We start from the raw sequence: 17606 nt of genomic DNA, 5'->3' as shown, positions 1-17606 counted from the left end.
CCGCGCAAGGGTGCGACTCTATCATCATCCTCGATCTGACGGTGAGCAACTTCGTAACCGAAAACATTCAGGCGAGTATCTGCCAAGGCGAGGCATTTGTGATCAATGGCGTGCCTTACTCCACCACTGGCACCTTCACTGAGACCATACCCAATGGCTCCGTACAGGGGTGCGACTCGGTTATTGTCCTGGACCTTGTGGTCAACACAGCGGTTACAGAAAGTATACAGGCGCAAATTTGTAGCGGGGAGTCCTTTGAGATCAACGGCGTACCGTACTCCACCACCGGCACTTTCACGGAAACCATACCCGGCGGTTCTGCCCAAGGATGCGATTCCACAATCGTGCTGGAGCTGGCCGTCAATGAGCCGGCCACCGAGAATATCTCTGCCCAAATCTGTAGCGGAGAGGCATTTGAAATCAATGGCGTGCCGTATTCCACTACTGGAACGTTCACCGAAGTGGTGCCGAACGCTACGGCTCAGGGATGCGACTCTACGATCATCCTGGAGCTGATGGTCAATCCGCCCGGTGTGCAAAATGTACAAGCGCAGGTGTGCAGCGGGGAGGCATTTGAACTGAATGGGGCCCTTTACACGGAGTCTGGGAACTACACCGTCGTCTTGCCCGTCAGTGCGGTGAACGGGTGTGATAGTTTGATTGACCTGGAGCTTGTTGTGGAGGAGCCATTAGTTGAGCTTCAGCAAGTCAATATCTGTGCAGGGGAGGTTTATGTGTACAACGGCATTTCCTTCACCACTTCGGAAACGCTGACCGAATTCTTCCCGGGCGGGGGGGCTAATGGCTGTGACTCCACCTTTATTCTGGACTTGGCAGTACAGGAAGGCAGCCTGAGCCTCCCTGAAATCCAATCCGTTGAATTTGGCAGCTCCATACGGCTAAACCCCACGATAACCAACTCCGGCTCTCTGACCGTCATAGCGTGGAGCCCGCAGGAAGGGCTAAGCTGCACGGACTGCCTCAGTCCGCTTGCCAGCCCTGCACAGTCTACCCGTTACCAATTGTTTGTAGAGGACAGCAACGGCTGCTCCTATCAGGCTACGGTGTTCGTGGCGGTCGACCAGAACCTCAGAGTCTATATCCCCAATGTATTCTCCCCCAATGGAGATGGCAGTAATGACATTTTCTATCCCAATATCTACGGGCCAGTAGAGCGGGTTGAAACCTTCCGGATCTTCGACCGCTGGGGAGAACAGGTATTCCGGCAGGAGGATTTCCAACCTAACGACCCCGCTTTTGGATGGGATGGCACTTTTAACGGGCAACTCCTAAATAGCGCTGTTTTTGTCTACTACCTGGTAGTGGAACTGGAAAATGGAGGCCAAGAGGTGATCAAGGGGGATGTGACCTTGCTTAGATAAACGGGCTTGGCGAGCGCTCCTACCCGCTTTGTGAGCACTCGCCAACCCCATATTTTTTAACCCTTAATCCCCCTGCCCATCTTTCTCCTTATACATCTCCTGATAATCCTTTTCCCACAACGGGGGACCGGAATGAGAAAAGTACGGAAACATCATTTTATACTGCCTGAAATAATGCATGGCCAGTTCTTTCTGCCCCATAAAGTAGTACACCTCTCCTAAAGTATCCCAGGCATTGGCGTCGCTTGGGTTCATTTGCACCTGAATCCAGGCAAATTGCAATGCCTTATCGAACTCTTTTTCGGACAGGCACCTGAAAACGGCAAAGTTGAAAATCCCGGCAGGTATCCCCTTAAACGTAGCGCTGGTAACGATGCTATCCCGGTTCAGCCTTAGTTGCGCTTCTGTCAGATTAAAGTACTCCATAAATATATCCCAAAGCCGTCGTCCCTGCTCTTGCTTTGTCTTCAGAACCTCGTAGAGTGTAGCATCTTCATGCGTAGAGTACTTGCTTAAGTTTGTAGGTACTAAATATGCAGGTTTCAAGTTATGATCTTCAAGAAATTGATACACGGCAAGGTCACGCCCCGATACAAACGAAGTCTGATCCCAATGCTCCAGATGACTAAACATGCATCCTGAAATAAAATACCCCTGAGGTTCCAGGTAAAAGTAAAGGTAATCCACAGTAGGCAGGGCAGCGTAGTTTTCCTGTCTTGCCCGGTACACCATCAGCGTCTGTTTGCCGTCAGAGATTTCAAATGACTCCTCTTCCAACAACAGCAGGGATTCCCGGTATCCTGGCAAGGCTACGGTGTCGATCATGGGTTTTATCACTTCAAAATTGGCAGGAGTGGTGATGAACTGAGTTTTTTCTTTTAAAAAAGGCATCACCGAAGCCAACGAGTGCGGGTGCCAGTGGCTATGGGCAATGTAGCGCAATTCTTTTTTAGGAAAATAATGCCGGATAGTCGACAGCAAGCGCTCGCCTGCCTCTGTTTGATCCACAAATTCAATATCGTTTCCTCCTATGTCTGAGGCGGGAACCTCCAATAAAACCAGGAAATCTTCAAATTCTGCAAGGACTGATTTGCCTTTTGATCCTTCAAAATAGATATACCAAAGGCGCTCGTCCGCCTGCTTAATTTCCAGCAATTCCTGTCCGGATAGGGCGTGGCTGCCCATCAGGAGCAACCATAAAATCGTAAACCGCATCTTCAATAGTTTTAATATTTTATTTGAATGGGATGACCCTACAAAGATATCGAGAACGAGAGATGAGATTTACCAATGACCTGTTAAGGAAAACCCAACGAACTTTAAAGCAAGATAAACCTGCCAAACACAGGATAGCCCCTGGGAAAATAGAAGTCACTATTGCAAAACCAATAGGCATACCTCAACCTCACCAGAAATGCCACCAATCATCGCAGCTGTTCAACCCAACAACCGGAGTAGTTCCGCATTGAACGTCTCCTGATCAGCCAGTTTGTCGAAAAACGACTGATCAAAATCCTCTACCGCCTGTACGGCTTGTTTCAGGACCTCCTCTCCGGTTGAGGTAAGGGAAATGACCTTGGCCCGCGTATCCGTTTCGTGTTCTGTTCTGCCCACGAGGTTTTTCTTTAACAGCCCTTTAAGCACATTGGAGGTTAACATCTTGTCAATTCCAATATGATTCGCAATGTCTGTCTGGGTCACGTCTTTTTGTGCGGACCCCAAAAAATAAATATTGGCCAGGACAACAAACTGAGTATGGGTCAAATCAAAGCCGGAGAGCGACTTTCTGATTTCCCGCTGCCAGTAATTACTCACTTTCCATAGCAAAAAACCAGTGCTTTGATTTGGAGTCTTGAATCGAAAAATACTGCTCATACGTGTGGGGCTTGTGCCAGGTTAGACAGGTTATTCATCGTTTCCGGTAGTTCAGCAAACAGCTTTTTCCCGATCAGCCTTCCGAAAAGAAAAGAAAGCGCTCCACTGATTTCCACCTTATGCGTGATGATCAACTCCCCATCAGCCTCCTCCATATAGTGAAGAAAGTCCATTTTCCCTAAGGGAAGTTTAGACCGGCTGGTGAAACGTTCTTCATGCTTCACGTCCACCAGTTCAAAAATGCTCTTCGGCCCTCCTTTTGGAATTAACTGCCCTGTCTGGCCATTTACAAATTCACCATCTAAAGAGGAAGAGACCACCTGTTTGTCCCAAATGTTCCAGTTTGGCACATCTGTCCACAATTTCCAAATTTGAGTTTTGGTTGCGCCGGTTTTAATTGAAATTTCTTTAGACCACATCTGTAATTGTTTTTATGATGGCGCAATTTAGTAAATCTATTTATAGTAATCAAGTTTACTTTAATTTTCGCTGATTTTATTTGAGACAGATATCCACATCAACGTATATGCTAAGCGGGCAAAAGTAACCTAAAGAGAAAACCAAGCGCTGCCCATTTCTGGAAGAATTAGATGATTTTCAGAACATTGGAGCATTTACCCCAATACAAAAATCCAGCAGCCATTTGCTCTTGGCAAAAGAAATGACCTGAATATTCCTGTAAGCAGTACTGATCTCAATGGCGATAAGGGTTTTAGAATCCAGATAATACTCAAAAATAACTGTAGGGATCAAAGTAAAGACTGTTGTATTGAATTCGCGAATGCTCAGTTGACTATCGGTCACCTCACCTACTGGCACTGCACAAAAACTGAGCCCCGACTGGATCAAAAGCCCAAGCTTCACCTTCTTCTTTCCCGCACGGCATCCTAAACCTGCCACCAAATCATCAAACCCCACTTTTCCCTCCTGAACTGCTGGAAAGACAGCAAGTGGATTTCGAAATTTTAATTTACTGGAATTATAGTTTAGACGGGCAAAAGCATTAAATCGCTCGTCTAACCGGTATTCGACACCTGTTTTCGCTGAAAACCCAAGCTCGTAATCCCCTGCCCCAGGTACAATGACTCCAAAGTGAAACGGAAGAAAAAGCTGCGAATGGGTTTCAACTCTTGGCGCTTCCGCCTGAGCATTAGCAGGGATGCAAGTGCTCAGGAGAAGCTGTACAATCCATACATAGCGCATTGTGCCTTAGTTTTTTGTTACTCTAGTCCAGGTTTCTGTTTCATACAGCAATCCAAGGTACCCTCTTAGCTTCATCGTATTTTCCTGCTCAAGCCATACGCTGCAGCCATAAGTGCTGCCGTCCACCGGATCGTAAAGAGTCCCGTTCACCCATTTCCCATTCTTGAACTCCAGTCCGTTGATGATTGCCAACTTCATCAATGGCCTGCTGCGAAGAGACGCACGCTTGTTGTGAATATCCAGAACTGGTAGCCCGCGTTCATCTAGGGGCTTTACCAACCATACAATCCTCCCAAAGTATTTGTCATCAGCCTTGTAAAATTCCACTTTGGCTTTCCCATCCTGTGTAAGCCATTTTCCAACGATATCGCTGGGCTTTTGCTGTCCATGGGCTGTAACTGGCAGGAGTAGGGTTATGAACACCCCCAAAATGAAGATGCCTGCTCGTAAACGGTCCCAGCCAAGCAAGAGGTTTTGCTGGTGCAACCTTCTTTCCACCTCTTTCAAGCTGTTGGAATTACCGATTGGGCTGCATATTGACAAGAAGATATCCATAATTATAACTTTACTTTTTAGAATCATACCAGTTCGCAAACTTGAGGATAGGCTGAACGCCGAAATAGCGGAAAGGCTCCGGGGGAATGGGCAATGACTTGCCATCCCTGGCTCTGAGGAATGCGGAAGTTTTTCCTGCATACAAATCCGCGATTACCTGCCCGTACATAATGCTCAGGTTGACCCCATGCCCGTTGTATCCAAGCACATAGGATATATTCTGATGACTGCCGGTGAGTCCAAAAATTTCCTCCATATCCATGGTCAACCCCATAACACCATTCCAAACGCTGTCAAAGGTCAGGTTATGAAGCCCGGGGAACATTATGGCTAACTCCTCTTTCAGGATATTGCTGATGCGATTTTTATCTCCTTTGAAGTCCAAGCGGTTGTTGTAAAAGTAATCTGCATATCCTCCCCCAATTACGATCCGGTTATCAGGAGTCAGAGCAAGATGGTACAGTGCCAGTCTTGAGTCTGCAAAAGGTAGCCTGCATGCCCATTGCACAGATTGCATTTCTGTATCCGTCAAAGGCCGGGTCGCAGCATTAACGAGATGCAACGGCATGACTTTACCTTTAAAATACCCCAGCTTGGATGTGAATGCATTGGTTGCGAGTACGAGGTGCCCGGTAATAATTTTACAGCTATTATCGCCGACTATCAACTTGATCTGCTTTCCTTCACAAATCTCCTTTACCTTACTATTTTCATAAATAGCCACTCCTTCTCTTTCGCATAAAACTTTGAGTGCATGCACCAGTTTCATCGCATGCACTGAACCGCCATCCTTGATGTACAAAGCACCTTCGTACCTGGAAGTCCCAACCCGGGACTCCACCATTTTTTTGTCCCAGTATTCGATAGGAAAGCCATACGACTTAAACTGTGCTGCAAATTTCTGCATTTTCGCCACTTCTCCTTTCCGGAAAATGGTGTACAGGAAGCCATTGGTAACCAGATCACAAGAAATGCCCGAAGCCTCTTCGATCGCTCTTATTTTTTCAATACTGGCTACCGAATAATCATAGGCGGCTTTCAGTTTAGCCATTTCAGCTGAACGCCTCACCGGATTGGGCATAATTGCAGGCAAAACCATTCCCCCGTGACGCCCGGAAGCTCCGTTGCCTAAAGTCTTTGCCTCCAGTAAGATGATTCTTTTTCCAGGGTTTTCCTTTGCAAGGTGCCAGGCTGCCGAAAGCCCGGTGTACCCCCCGCCAATGATGACAATATCAGCTTCGGCATCTACTGTCAAAGAGGGATTGACAGCAACAGGGTGGTCCAATGCCCAGTAGGATTTATTCTGATCCAGATGAAGCGGAGCTTCAAAATAGAAGTAATTGACCACTGAGTAAACGAGCAATAAGGTCAAAAAACTGATAATTAGGTAGGTCATTTTGTTCAGGTTTTACGAAGACGAAAAAACATGCACTAGTGGATTGAGCCATAAACTTTTGACCATTAAAAACCACGCACCAGAAAAGGCTTAAGCGTGGAAATACTATAAAACAATTCGGTCTAGTCGCACTAGCGCGCTGTATAACTATTGATCCGGTCAGCCTCTCTGATGCCGGAAATCACGGCGCTGTGGACATTGCCATGGTGCCTGGCATTTGTAGCCTCGCCCGCAAAATGTATGCGCCCTTCTGGCATAGACAGTGCCTCAAAAGAGGCCTTATTGGCACCTCTGCCAGCGAAGGAGTAGGCTCCTTTGGAGAAGTTATCGGCGCCCCACCGAGTCAACCTCAGGCGAGCAATCTCAATGTCCTTTCCAGGGAAATAGGTTCGAAAAAACGAAGTCCATTCTGCCTTCAACTCTGCCTCACTTTTTTGCTCCACCACCCTTGCGGCCTCTCCGGAAGGCAGGCCCACCAGAACGGGCTTACCCGTATATTTATGAAGGTTGACAAACAAGCCATGCTCTTTTTGCAGTGCGCGCTCGAATACGTAGAAGTGTTTATCCTGGCCCCAAAACTTCTTTTCAAACTGGAGGAATACTTTGTTGAACGACCCATAACCTATTTGCTCGATTGCGCGTCGTTTGGCTACCGACAAACCAGGGTTGAAAGCAATTGCGCCGGATTTTAATACCCCAAGGGGAACAGTCACAATAGCATAATCGGCTTCGTGCACCCCATGATTGCTATGCACTGCTACCCGTCGCTGCCTGGTATCAATAGCCTGAGCAATATGATGCTTTTTAACCTGTAATGTTGCAGCTTGCTGCTCTGCAAAATGGTCATAGCCACTCGTAACCAGGTAGTCCTTATACTTACCGTTCTCCAGCATCTGATTCAGGTAAAAATCAGCATCTGCCTGTTCCAGGTCCTCTCCTATCGAAGTCCGGATGCCTTCCCATATCGGTCCCTTGAAAATGGCAGCCTGTGCAGGGCTAAGTTCAGAATAGGGTATAGAAGCTTTAAGAAAGTGTGCCAGACTGGCATGGCTCCCTGCTGCTTTAGCGGAGTGCTGCAGCCTCTTGTCCAACCTGTAATAGCCCAGTGCCAATCCTAATGCGGAGACTTTATCTCCATTGTGCTTGTATACGTTCGCACTGCTGTAGTGGGTGGCTTGATGTTGCACTCCGTTCTGTTCCGCCATTTTAAGCAATGGGTTTTCCGGATGCCCGCCCTCATGAATCCAGTTGGCGCCAAGCTCTATTGGGAAACCCCAATCTCGGTTGGTATGTATGCGCCCTCCTATTCGGTCTCTGGCTTCGAGAATTTCAACTTCCCAGCCATAAGATTGCAAATGTTTCCCTGCCGTCAGGCCTGCTAGGCCTGCACCTATGATGATGACTTTTCCTTTGTTCTGCTTACCCGAAGAAATGGATGGGAACAGCACAGAAGCGGCTCCAAGTCCCAGTATTTTTATGAATTCGTCCCTTTGCATCTGCTTTGATTTTTTACAAAGGTTGGAGATAACCGATGGAATTCATTTGACGAATATCACAAAACAACCTGGATCAAATATTAATCTTCTCCTTTCCGCCTTATGCTAAAGCCACACCATGCGATCACCAAAAGGTGAATGCAAATAGGCATTGTGCTAATTACCTTGGTCGGATACTTAAGATTTAATCAAACTATTGACACTCCTGCTCTGGTAGGAATTCTCCTGATCATAATAGGTGTTGCGGTCATCAATATTTTTTCCGAATCGGTGACAGAATAGGGTTAAGCCATTACTTAGCCCTCAACCTGCTAAGGGTTTCCCGGCTGATGCCCAGATAAGAGGCAATATGAGTCAGGGAAACCCTTTGAAAAACTTCTGGCTCTCCTTCCATAAGCGCATGGTATTTATCCATGCTACTCATGAATTGAGCATGAGCCAGCCTCTCCTCCAGAAAAAGGGCGTACTCCTCCAACACGCCAGTTACCAGATGGCTGGCATTCAAGTCCTTTTCGGCCAGTTTTTTCAATTGTTCCAGCCTGATTTCGATCAAGGTGCTGTCCTCCAGTAACTGTATGCTCTCGCTGGAAGGCCGCCCGCCGTAGCTTTGCAGGTTGCCTAGCAAATCCTCCTCAAAAGCAAACCAGGTACAAACCTCTATTCCATCCTGAAGATAGTAACTCCGCGCTGCACCGCTGATCATGTAGTAAGCCTTCCGAGCGTATTGGCCTTCCTCAATAAGAAGGGCCTTTTTGGGATACTGAACCACCGAAAAACACGTACCCAAAACACCAGAGGCATGGTTGGAATGGGCAATATATTTTCGTAGGAAGTCTTTGATACTTTTTTCCATAGTCTCTTAAGTTCCAGAAAACAAAACGGTAACTAACATCTGTTATTTGATGGGATCAAACGCTGCTGAATTCCATTTACCCGCAATCCATCCCAATATACGGAGAGATTAATCCATCAACAATATCCCTACTTTACCCTCGAATAGGTGGGAATATGCGGTGACCTGTCCGCGCGGTTTTTCAACAATCCCTGGCACCCCACTACAATCAATAAGGAAGCTAATAAGCCCTAGGGTAAGGTCGCAGCACGAGTTTTCCCCACTCCAGCTCCTCCCCACAGGCAGAATCAATGGGGTGGCGGCTGCTATCAACGAAAAGAGCCCTTGCATAACCTGGAGGTTGTGCAAGGGCTCTCTTTTCAGCCTTTACAGCCGAGGCAGTATGCCAAAGGTAAATTAAAATCCTCCATCTTTTTCTTTCTTGATACCTGCCGGTGGATCCATTTCCACATCATCGGGTTGCGCGACCCGGAATTCCACTCGGCGGTTCATGTAGCTGTTGCCACTTGGTACGAGCAGCTCAGACTCGCCCTTCCACTGAATAACAAAGCGGCCGCGGCCGATGCCATGGTTGGTTACCATATGATCAACAACTGCTTTGGCACGAAGGTAAGACAGCTCATCATTATAGGACTCTGGTGCGGATGCATCCGCAAAGCCAGTCACCACAATTCTCAGCTGAGGATTGCCTTTCATCATACGGGCAATAGAAGCCAGGGTTCCGTAATCTGCATATTTGATCCGGTCACTGTCAGTGCCAAAGTGAATCATTGGCAGGAACCATTCGGTCATTTGGCCACCACCGGCTCCTCCGGACTCATTCTGCCGCAGCTGGTAATTTTGCAGCTCTTCGGAAATAATTTCCCGAACGCGGTCTTCGCTAACGCCACCGCCAGGCACAGAAGTAGGATTGACCACTACACCTTCTTCGTTCACCCGCTCACCCGGGCGTGGAGGGAAGTAGGGCTCCCGGTCTTTGTAGTCGGCCACACCATCGCGGTCGCTATCAAGCGTACGGCCTTTCGTATCCACGGGTACGTCAGGTGGGGTGTTAGGTTCCTGATCAATGGCGTCAATCACACCATCACCATCAGAATCCTGCAAGGCAACATCCTGGTTTTTCTTGATGTTATCCAGCTCGTTCATCACGTTTTCCATAGGGTTTACCCAATACAGCGGAGGAGAGGCTTTGGTCGCATTGCCAATATTGAAATTAAGCCGGACACTAGTGTAGTTGAGCATATCCCGGGAGAGCGTGCGGTTGCCACCTCCCTGAATGGTTTGCCCATCAATATTGTCCCCCAGGGAGCCCATGGGGAAAAAGATCTGATGCTCCAGGCCAATATTCATCCGGTCACTGATACGGAAGGCAATACCAGCACCTGTAGCTACATGAGGAGCAATGGAAAAAGCAGGATCTGTCAGGTCGCCACTGCGCTGATCTACATTCACTCTGGGCTTGAAGGCAGCACCACCTACGCCAACCAGGGCATAGAGATTGGTTTTCCGAGTAGATTTATTCCAACGGAGGTTATTGGCTGAAATAATACCAAAACCCGTACCAGCAATATATGTGGTTTCGTGCTCGAAGAAATCATCATCAACCGGATCACCTTCTTCTCCACGGGCTGAGCCGTAAAAGCCATCGAAGCGGACCGAGAAAACGTAGTCCAGTGATTTTCTAACGTGGAAACCCACGCCATAACTGGGCTGATGAGGCACATCGCCACCTACAAAGAAGTAGCCACCGTGCAAACCAAATTCAATCATGTCTTTCGGGGTACCGTAATCGGTCCCGGATTCCTCTTCTTCCTGAGCATGGAGGACGGCTACTCCAATGAAGAATAAAAGAGTCAGTAGAAGGGTACTTCTCTTTGTCATAGTCATAGGGATTAATGTTAAATTTCAGATGAGATAACAGAAAAGGCTTGATAGGCTATGCCTGCCAAACCTTTAACGTTGCCGCCATTTGGGGGGCAATTGTACATCTTTTTCTTTTCGTTTAATTACTTAAATCGGTAACAAAATGATCATTATCTGCCGTCAGCGTATGATGCCCGAAGTGCATGTGCATACCTGCCGTACTGAAAGATCAAGACGCAAAGTTACTGCATAATTGTACGCAGTCCAAACCTTTGGGTTGCATCTCCTGGTATAAATTCGGTCTAAAAATAGCAATAATTTTGGTTTCCTGCACTATTCGCCAATTGTTCACCCTTATTTTGACAGCGCCCAACCTTGAGGAAACCAGAACGAAGCAATTAAACGGTGACGGGCTCCGGCATAGCCATCAGTTGCTGCAGTGCATCACTTAATGCATTGGAAGCAATATGATTGTTCCCCGGATACTGCTCCTTCAGGCGCTCCAGTGCACCACGAATGGTAGCCGATACATCATTAAAGATGGCTTCATCTGTCATCTCCGCCTCTGCCTTCATAAAGTAGGCAAACACCCGGGCCATGCCACAGTTGGCGATAAAGTCCGGAATCAGGCTTAATTGCTCATCCGCCCAGACGGCTGTTGGCCCAAAAAATACGCCATCATCTACAAAAGGGACGTTGGCACCGCAAGAGATGACCTCTGCACCGCCTTCAACCAGCTGCTCTACCTGCTCCCGGGCAACCAGCTTTGAGGCAGCGCCCGGAATAAAGATGTCAGCGCCCAATGACCAAATTTTTTCATTGACTTCTTCGAATGGCAATAGCTCGTCTGCTACCAGTTTATTCCCCTGCTTACGAACAAAGAGCTCCTTGACTTCCTCCATGCCCAGGCCTTCCCGGCTAATCACGCCCCCATCCCGGTCGATAATGCCCAGGATGCGTGCACCGGAAAGCGAAAGATAGCTCGCTGCCGCAGAAGCAACGTTGCCCCAGCCCTGTATTATTGCGGTTTTGCCTTCTAGAGAAGTACCATGGTAGATATCATAAAAATGGCGGACCGACTCTGCGACCCCAAAACCGGTAATCAAATCCGCCACGGCATACTTGTGGCCATCGGGTACAAAACGAGGATCCTCTACAATTTTTGCGCAGCCGTAGCGCAGCTGCCCGATAATTTTCACTTTGTCGCCACGGGTGGAGTTGAGATGGCCATTCACAATACCTTCTTGTGGATGCCAAAGCCCCAGGCGCTCGGTGATAGGGATGACGTCCTTCAGCTCATCTACATTAAGGTCGCCACCGGTGCCGTAGTACGTTTTCAATATGGGAAGGGCTGCCGCATACCAGCGTTGCAGTACCTCATTGCGGCGGGGATCAGAAGGGTCGAAATTGATGCCGGACTTCGCGCCGCCAATCGCCGGGCCGCATACGGAAAACTTTACTTCCATAACCTTAGCTAGAGAGATGACTTCTTCTTTGGTTAGCCCTTTACGCATCCGTGTACCACCGCCCGCGGCACCATTACGTAGCGAGTTGATAACGATCCAGCCTTCAGCTTCTGTTTCGGCGTCTTTCCATTCGAAGACAATCTCAGGCTGCTTGGCTTTATACTGTTCGAGTAGATTTTGCATGAGCTTTGGTTTTCTTGGTTAACAAGGCCCTGCAAAAGTACAAAATAGTTCGTACACTAACTATCTGGCATGGGTACGTTTTCGCCATTCCAGGTAGCCCAGCGCCAGGAGGCATAGCAAAGCGGAAGCCAGGAAAACTTCCGCAAAATTAGCAGGCGTATTATCGTATACCCAGGCCGAATAGAGCGCGCCTCCACCGATGCCCACCTCCAGAGCGATATAGGCGGTGGCCATTGCCCGGCCACGGTAGCGGCTGTCGCTTCGGTCTACCACCCAGGCAAAAGCAGTTGGGCCCAATACCCCGGTACAGAACCCAAGAGCGCCTGCCCCCACCATCAGCATAAACGGACTATTGGCATACCCCAAAAGCACTAATGCCCCGGCGGTCAGAATAAGCGAAATCTGTAGGACTGGCTCGCGCCCAAACCGGTCGGAAGAACGCCCGGCAATCAGGCGGGACAACAGCCCCATCGCAGTAAAGCTGGTAAAAAACAACCCTTTATTGGCCATACCCAGGTGATCCGCCTGATCAGGGACAACGGTGAGCAACACGCCAAAACAGGCATAAGATAAGCCAATGATAATTGCTGGCGGCACCGCAGTGGGCTCCAGGAAATCTTTCCACCCCACCCTAAGCAAACCTGGCCGGAAAGCCTGCCGCTCAGGCAGCGTCTCCTTCATGCCCATCAGGATCAGAATGGAAAGCAACGCTAATCCGGAGGACACGTAAAACATCAGGTCTATGGAGAAAGCCAGCACCAGCCAGCTGCCTACCGGTGGGAAGATGGAAGACCCTAGGTTCATGCTTACCCCCAGTATGCCCATCGCTTCGCCCCGGCGGTAATGGGGCGCAATATCAGCAACGAAAGCAGAAGAAGCCGTTGGTTTAAACCCGGTAGAAAATCCATGAAAAAAACGTAGCCAGAGAAAACCAGCTACTCCGGAAACCAGCGGATAAAGCAAGCTGCAAACCACACAAACCAGTGAGCCAAAAACCATGACCGGCACCCGCCCTACGGTGTCCGTCAACCGGCCGCTGAAGGGACGGGACAAACCTGCCATAAGCGTAAAAAGCGCGATGATCAACCCTTTATAATCCTCACCGCCCATGCTTTCGAGGTACGCGGGCAGCTCCGGGATAATCATGTTGAAACTTCCCGCAAACAAGGCATGGCTCAGGCATAACAGCCAGAATTGGGTCGTATAGAGTGGCTCCTTTTCCGTATGCATGCGCAAATATAGAAAGCACACCCTATCTTTACCCGCAGTACAGACAAAACCTATGCCTTCTTATGCTGCACAACTGGCTGCAACCACTTAAACCGCTGGCATCTTCTTTTCCTGATGATTGCCTGGGCAGTACCATTCAGCGGTACGAACAGACCTTTCCGGCTCTGGCCAAGGGCTCAATTGCGATACTTGGGCTGGGCGCAGAACAGGCCGATGTCGTCCGACAGAGCCTGTATGCCCTCAAAAGCCCCTTTGAAGATTTCCCCATTGCGGACCTGGGCAATGCCCGCAAACAGGAAAGCATTTTTCTTATCCCACTCATTAAGGAATTGCTGGAAAGCGAAGTGATGCCTATTCTCATTGGCAGCCATCCGGCACAGGCGCTGGCGCAATATAAAGCCTATCAGGAACTGCAGTACCTTATCAATTTAGTAGTAGTAGACGAGAAAGTGCCGTACCACACTGCTGTACGTGATACGGGCACTTACTACCTTCAGGAAATCATCGACAGTCCCCGCTCCAGCCTTTTCCATCTGAGTTTTATCGGCGGGCAGGCTCATTACCTTTCCCCGGCCACACTACAGGCGGTACAAAAGCGGTATTTTGACTATGTGCGGCTGGGCAAAGCTCGTTCAGAATTGCCTGAGCTGGAGCCGATCATCCGCGACGGGGACCTGCTGAGCTTCAATCTTTCTGCCATCAAAGGTATGGAGGCCCTGGGGCAGGAGCGCCCCTCCCCCAACGGCTTCAGCAGTGATGAAGTCTGCCAGATTGCCCGCTATGCCGGCATGAGCGATAAGCTGAAATCCTTTGGCATTTATGGCTTTGAACCGCAAATGGACTTTATGGAGCAGACCGCTCAGCTCATGGCGCAAATGATCTGGTACTTCATTGATGGGTACCTCCACCGAAAGGGGGACTTCCCGGCAACGATGGAAGGCCTGGCGGAGTATATCGTGGACTTCAAAGACCATGACTACCAAATCACCTTCTGGCGCAGCGAACGCAGCAACCGGTGGTGGATGCAGGTGCCTGTAAAAACCCACCATCAGCTGCAAAGGCACCGCCTCGTACCTTGTTCCTACAATGACTACCTCGAAGCTTGTCAGGGCAAACTGCCTGAACGGCTGCTGCAGGCGCTGGAACGCTTTAGCTAAGCAGGTCTTCCAACCTGTTGCTCCGCGAGCCTTTGATCATGATGTGCACCCCTTTGTAATCCTGCTGCTCGAACCACGTCCTTAAAGCTTGCACATCAGGGAAGTGCGGTAAGCCTGCTGTTTTTGCCGGCGCCTCAAAAGCCTTGCCAACCAAAAGGACAGACGCCAGGGGCTGCCCCAAAGCGAGCTCCACGATAGCGGCATGTTCCTGCTCACTGTCAGGACCCAGTTCCAGCATTTCCCCCATTATTGCAATCCGCTGCGACGCTTCCATCTGAGCGAAGGCCAGCAGGGCATTGCGCATACTTGTCGGATTCGCATTGTAGGCATCCATAAAGTAAGTATTACCTCCTCTTTCGAAGATTTGCGTCCGCATATTTTCAGGGAGGTAAGCCTCTACAGCTGCCTTTATCTTTTGCCCCGGCACCCCAAAGTGCATCCCCAGGGCTACAGCAGTCATTATATTGTTGAAATTATACCGCCCGATGAGCTTACTACCGGATTCCACCCTGCTGCCGGAGACCGGATCCCGAAAAGCGAAGGACAAAAAGGGCTGTTCTCCTGTTAATTCCACCGGGAGATACCCCTCAGCATCCCATGCGCCGCTTCCGTAATTGACCTGCCGCTTGCAGGGGGAAGCCAGGTCCTGCAAAAATCGCTCGTCCTGATTGATGAAAACCAGCCCCTCCCGCTCGGCCAGAAAGCGGTACAGTTCTGACTTGCCTTTTTTAACGCCTTCTATGCCACCGAAGCCCTCCAGGTGCGCCTTCCCGATATTGGTGATTAGCCCGTGAGAAGGCTCAGCGATTCGGCTCAGCTCATCAATTTCACCCTGATGATTGGCCCCCATTTCGATTACAGCAAACTCCGTAACCCGGGGCATCGCGAGTAGCGTCAGGGGCACACCGATGTGGTTATTGAGATTGCCCTGTGTGAAATGCAGCTGGTACTTTTGGCTAAGCACCGCCGCTACCAGCTCCTTTGTAGTAGTCTTACCGTTGCTTCCGGTAATGCCCAGCACCGGGATATCAAGCTGCCGCCGATGATGCCGGCCCAATCCCTGAAGGGCCTTTAGGGTGTCTTCCACGAGCAGGTAGCGTTCTCCGTCCACTACAGCAGGATCATCAACTACCGCGTAGGACGCCCCTTTTTCCAAAGCCTGGGCGGCATACTGATTCCCATCAAAGCGATCGCCTTTCAAGGCAATGAAGAGATCACCGTTATTGATTTTCCGGGAGTCCGTGGTCACGCCCCCGCATTCAACAAAAATCTGATAAATTTCCTCGATTGACTTCATGGTAGTTTGAGCGTATTAAAAAGCCTCCACCCCGGCTTGGACCGGAATGAAGGCTTTCAGTATACTTCGCTAATACTTTGTCGATAAAAGCATCAGCAAGTGGTTTAATATCTTCTGCTGCCGCGCTTGCGCTTGGTGTTGAATTGGTGCCCTCCAACATCATCATTGCCGCTCGGTGAGCCGGTACGGGTCATTGCACACCGGAAACCGATCGTACGCGAGGATTTGTTCTGATCCAGGAAGCGGCGCGCACCCGGAGACAACCAGAATGCACGGTCCGCCCAAGAACCGCCTTTGTAAACGCGTGTCTCATCACTGACCAGTGTATGCTCACCCGTAGCGTAGTAAGCTTGTGATTGCTTATCACCGTCCAGGTAATTGTATACTTTACCCGTTTTATAGTTGTCACGGGTAGCAGCTTCCTCGTCTGTTACGTAGCGGTAACGCAAACGGCCGAGGCTGTCTTTCTCTACCGGGCGGCCATCTTCATCCAGCTCCATTTGCTGGAACTCGCCACCACGGTAGGCATTCAGGTCGTGGTTCTCGGTATCAGACAGCGTAGCGCTTGTCAGTGGACGATAGAGGTCCAATACCCATTCGTTGACGTTGCCAGCCATATTGTAAAGACCGAAGTCGTTTGGCATAAAGGAACGAACCGGAGCCGTAATATGTGCATCGTCATTCAGGTTGCCGGCCATACCCATATAGTCACCTTTGCCACGCTTGAAGTTTGCCAGGATTTCACCCTGATACTTATCGCGCTTCTGATAGCGAACGGTATTGCCATCCCATGGATAGAAACGGCGGTCAGAAATACGCTCGTCCTTCTCAGAGGTTTGGTTGCCCTGCAGGGCCAGCGCTGCGTATTCCCACTCGGCCTCTGTAGGCAGGCGGTAATCCGGCATCACGATACCATCTTCGAAGCGGACAGGGCGCTCACCACCGGTACGCAAGTCTTTCAGGTTCTTACGCACATCTCCCTGATACTGACCAACCAGATAGGACTCCGTAACGAAGTTATCCTCATCTTTTTGTTCAGTATTGAGGTTGAGGATACCTTTTTCAACCAGGATCATTTCGTTCACCCGGTCCGTACGCCATTTACAGTACTCGGTAGCCTGTACCCAGCTTACCCCTACCACAGGGTAATTATCGTAAGAAGGGTGGCGCAGGTAGGTTTCCACGAAAGGCTCGTTAAACGCCAGTTCTTCACGCCAAACCAGTGTATCCGGCAGGGCATTACGATAAACCTCCGGGTAAGACTCCCCAAAGACGCGGTCAATCCAATAGAGGTATTCCCGGTAATCGGTGTTGGATACCTCCGTTTCGTCCATATAAAAAGAGGAGACCGTAACCCGGCGTGGGATGTTGTTCCAATCGTAAGTTACGTCTTGCTCGGTAAGACCCATCGTAAAGGTACCCCCTTCGATCAGCACGAGGTTAGGCCCTGCGACCTGCCCTTCGTAATCGAGTTTTTCGTAGCCTCCCCATTTAGTGTCGTTGTACTTCCAGCCTGTCGTGGCAGAGCGTTCCCCGCCGCCGCAGGAGCTGAGCACGAGCGCTGCACCAAAAAGAAATGCGCTAAACTTCAGCAGATTTTTCATTAGTAGAAAATTTGTTTTTGAGAATCGACCAACAAATACATTAAAT

The 17606-nt window shown here is 49.5% G+C and carries 15 protein-coding genes and 1 pseudogene; 3 read left to right on the top strand and 13 right to left on the bottom strand.

The genetic code is table 11. The features are described 5' to 3' along the window. Nucleotides 1-1382 (top strand): gliding motility-associated C-terminal domain-containing protein (locus MRY86_RS07970; RefSeq protein WP_293563341.1); only part of this gene is annotated, 1382 nt, incomplete at its 5' end. A 63-nt stretch (nt 1383-1445) separates the two neighbouring features. Here MRY86_RS07970 and MRY86_RS07965 read toward each other — a convergent pair. The 7 genes from MRY86_RS07965 to MRY86_RS07935 all read right to left on the bottom strand — a co-directional run bounded on the left by MRY86_RS07965 (nt 1446) and on the right by MRY86_RS07935 (nt 7907). Continuing rightward, entirely contained in the window at nt 1446-2597 is a 1152-nt protein-coding gene (locus MRY86_RS07965) for a hypothetical protein (RefSeq protein ID WP_293571210.1), read from the bottom strand. A 222-nt stretch (nt 2598-2819) separates the two neighbouring features. After that, nucleotides 2820-3257: a MarR family transcriptional regulator gene (locus MRY86_RS07960; RefSeq protein ID WP_293563343.1), complete on the bottom strand. Its 438-nt coding sequence runs from the start codon at nt 3255-3257 to the stop codon at nt 2820-2822. Continuing rightward, entirely contained in the window at nt 3254-3676 is a 423-nt protein-coding gene (locus tag MRY86_RS07955; RefSeq protein WP_293563344.1) for a hypothetical protein, read from the bottom strand. Before MRY86_RS07955 ends, MRY86_RS07960 begins: the two co-directional genes overlap by 4 nt. A gap of 178 nt (nt 3677-3854) precedes the next feature. Next, a complete protein-coding gene (locus tag MRY86_RS07950) occupies nt 3855-4460 on the bottom strand; it encodes a hypothetical protein (RefSeq protein WP_293563345.1) in 606 nt (201 codons plus the stop codon). 6 nt (nt 4461-4466) lie between these two features. Beyond that, nucleotides 4467-4958, bottom strand: a complete 492-nt coding sequence (locus MRY86_RS07945; protein WP_293563362.1) for a DUF2147 domain-containing protein — start codon at nt 4956-4958, stop codon at nt 4467-4469. 67 nt (nt 4959-5025) lie between these two features. Further along, a complete protein-coding gene (locus MRY86_RS07940) occupies nt 5026-6411 on the bottom strand; it encodes an FAD-dependent oxidoreductase (protein WP_293563346.1) in 1386 nt (461 codons plus the stop codon). A gap of 131 nt (nt 6412-6542) precedes the next feature. After that, nucleotides 6543-7907, bottom strand: a complete 1365-nt coding sequence (locus MRY86_RS07935) for an NAD(P)/FAD-dependent oxidoreductase (RefSeq protein WP_293563347.1) — start codon at nt 7905-7907, stop codon at nt 6543-6545. Nucleotides 7908-8051: 144 nt separating this feature from the next. Between MRY86_RS07935 and MRY86_RS27150 the strand changes: the two are divergent. Further along, nucleotides 8052-8189: pseudogene (locus MRY86_RS27150) on the top strand (QacE family quaternary ammonium compound efflux SMR transporter); the annotation flags it as partial. A 10-nt stretch (nt 8190-8199) separates the two neighbouring features. Here MRY86_RS27150 and MRY86_RS07930 read toward each other — a convergent pair. The 4 genes from MRY86_RS07930 to MRY86_RS07915 form a co-directional block, all read right to left on the bottom strand. After that, the gene (locus MRY86_RS07930; RefSeq protein ID WP_293563348.1) at nt 8200-8760 is read right to left on the bottom strand and encodes a Crp/Fnr family transcriptional regulator; all 561 of its coding nucleotides are present in this window, start codon (nt 8758-8760) and stop codon (nt 8200-8202) included. Between the two features lie 396 nt (nt 8761-9156). Then, complete coding sequence (locus tag MRY86_RS07925; protein ID WP_293563349.1) at nt 9157-10641, bottom strand: OmpA family protein; 1485 nt, start codon at nt 10639-10641, stop codon at nt 9157-9159. Between the two features lie 380 nt (nt 10642-11021). Further along, the gene (locus MRY86_RS07920) at nt 11022-12272 is read right to left on the bottom strand and encodes a Glu/Leu/Phe/Val dehydrogenase dimerization domain-containing protein (protein ID WP_293563350.1); all 1251 of its coding nucleotides are present in this window, start codon (nt 12270-12272) and stop codon (nt 11022-11024) included. Nucleotides 12273-12332: 60 nt separating this feature from the next. Beyond that, nucleotides 12333-13502, bottom strand: coding sequence for an MFS transporter (locus MRY86_RS07915; RefSeq protein WP_293563351.1), 1170 nt, complete (start codon nt 13500-13502; stop codon nt 12333-12335). A 62-nt stretch (nt 13503-13564) separates the two neighbouring features. Between MRY86_RS07915 and MRY86_RS07910 the strand changes: the two genes are divergently transcribed. Further along, nucleotides 13565-14659, top strand: a complete 1095-nt coding sequence (locus MRY86_RS07910; RefSeq protein ID WP_293563352.1) for a hypothetical protein — start codon at nt 13565-13567, stop codon at nt 14657-14659. Here MRY86_RS07910 and murF read toward each other — a convergent pair. Together murF and MRY86_RS07900 are read right to left on the bottom strand one after the other, a co-directional pair. After that, nucleotides 14652-15956: a UDP-N-acetylmuramoyl-tripeptide--D-alanyl-D-alanine ligase gene (murF, locus tag MRY86_RS07905; protein ID WP_293563353.1), complete on the bottom strand. Its 1305-nt coding sequence runs from the start codon at nt 15954-15956 to the stop codon at nt 14652-14654. The two genes, MRY86_RS07910 and murF, sit on opposite strands and share 8 nt — an antisense overlap. 104 nt (nt 15957-16060) lie before the next feature. Beyond that, on the bottom strand, nt 16061-17560 hold the full coding sequence (locus MRY86_RS07900) for an SUMF1/EgtB/PvdO family nonheme iron enzyme (RefSeq protein WP_293563354.1): 1500 nt from the start codon (nt 17558-17560) through the stop codon (nt 16061-16063). Nucleotides 17561-17606 lie beyond the last annotated feature (46 nt).

Origin of the sequence: Phaeodactylibacter sp., from assembly GCF_022763345.1 — a bacterium.
GTDB lineage: Bacteria > Bacteroidota > Bacteroidia > Chitinophagales > Saprospiraceae > Phaeodactylibacter.
Note: the sequence above shows the minus strand (reverse complement) of the source record. Positions and strands in the feature narration are given on the sequence as shown.

Bases quoted from the DNA above. Each gene is read 5' to 3' on its own strand.
- MRY86_RS07965 (WP_293571210.1), bottom strand. From the start codon at position 2,597: ATGCGGTTTACGATTTTATGGTTGCTCCTGATGGGCAGCCACGCCCTA.
- MRY86_RS07960 (WP_293563343.1), bottom strand. From the start codon at position 3,257: ATGAGCAGTATTTTTCGATTCAAGACTCCAAATCAAAGCACTGGTTTT.
- MRY86_RS07955 (WP_293563344.1), bottom strand. From the start codon at position 3,676: ATGTGGTCTAAAGAAATTTCAATTAAAACCGGCGCAACCAAAACTCAA.
- MRY86_RS07950 (WP_293563345.1), bottom strand. From the start codon at position 4,460: ATGCGCTATGTATGGATTGTACAGCTTCTCCTGAGCACTTGCATCCCT.
- MRY86_RS07940 (WP_293563346.1), bottom strand. From the start codon at position 6,411: ATGACCTACCTAATTATCAGTTTTTTGACCTTATTGCTCGTTTACTCA.
- MRY86_RS07935 (WP_293563347.1), bottom strand. From the start codon at position 7,907: ATGCAAAGGGACGAATTCATAAAAATACTGGGACTTGGAGCCGCTTCT.
- MRY86_RS07930 (WP_293563348.1), bottom strand. From the start codon at position 8,760: ATGGAAAAAAGTATCAAAGACTTCCTACGAAAATATATTGCCCATTCC.
- MRY86_RS07925 (WP_293563349.1), bottom strand. From the start codon at position 10,641: ATGACAAAGAGAAGTACCCTTCTACTGACTCTTTTATTCTTCATTGGA.
- MRY86_RS07920 (WP_293563350.1), bottom strand. From the start codon at position 12,272: ATGCAAAATCTACTCGAACAGTATAAAGCCAAGCAGCCTGAGATTGTC.
- MRY86_RS07915 (WP_293563351.1), bottom strand. From the start codon at position 13,502: ATGCATACGGAAAAGGAGCCACTCTATACGACCCAATTCTGGCTGTTA.
- MRY86_RS07910 (WP_293563352.1), top strand. From the start codon at position 13,565: ATGCTGCACAACTGGCTGCAACCACTTAAACCGCTGGCATCTTCTTTT.
- murF (WP_293563353.1), bottom strand. From the start codon at position 15,956: ATGAAGTCAATCGAGGAAATTTATCAGATTTTTGTTGAATGCGGGGGC.
- MRY86_RS07900 (WP_293563354.1), bottom strand. From the start codon at position 17,560: ATGAAAAATCTGCTGAAGTTTAGCGCATTTCTTTTTGGTGCAGCGCTC.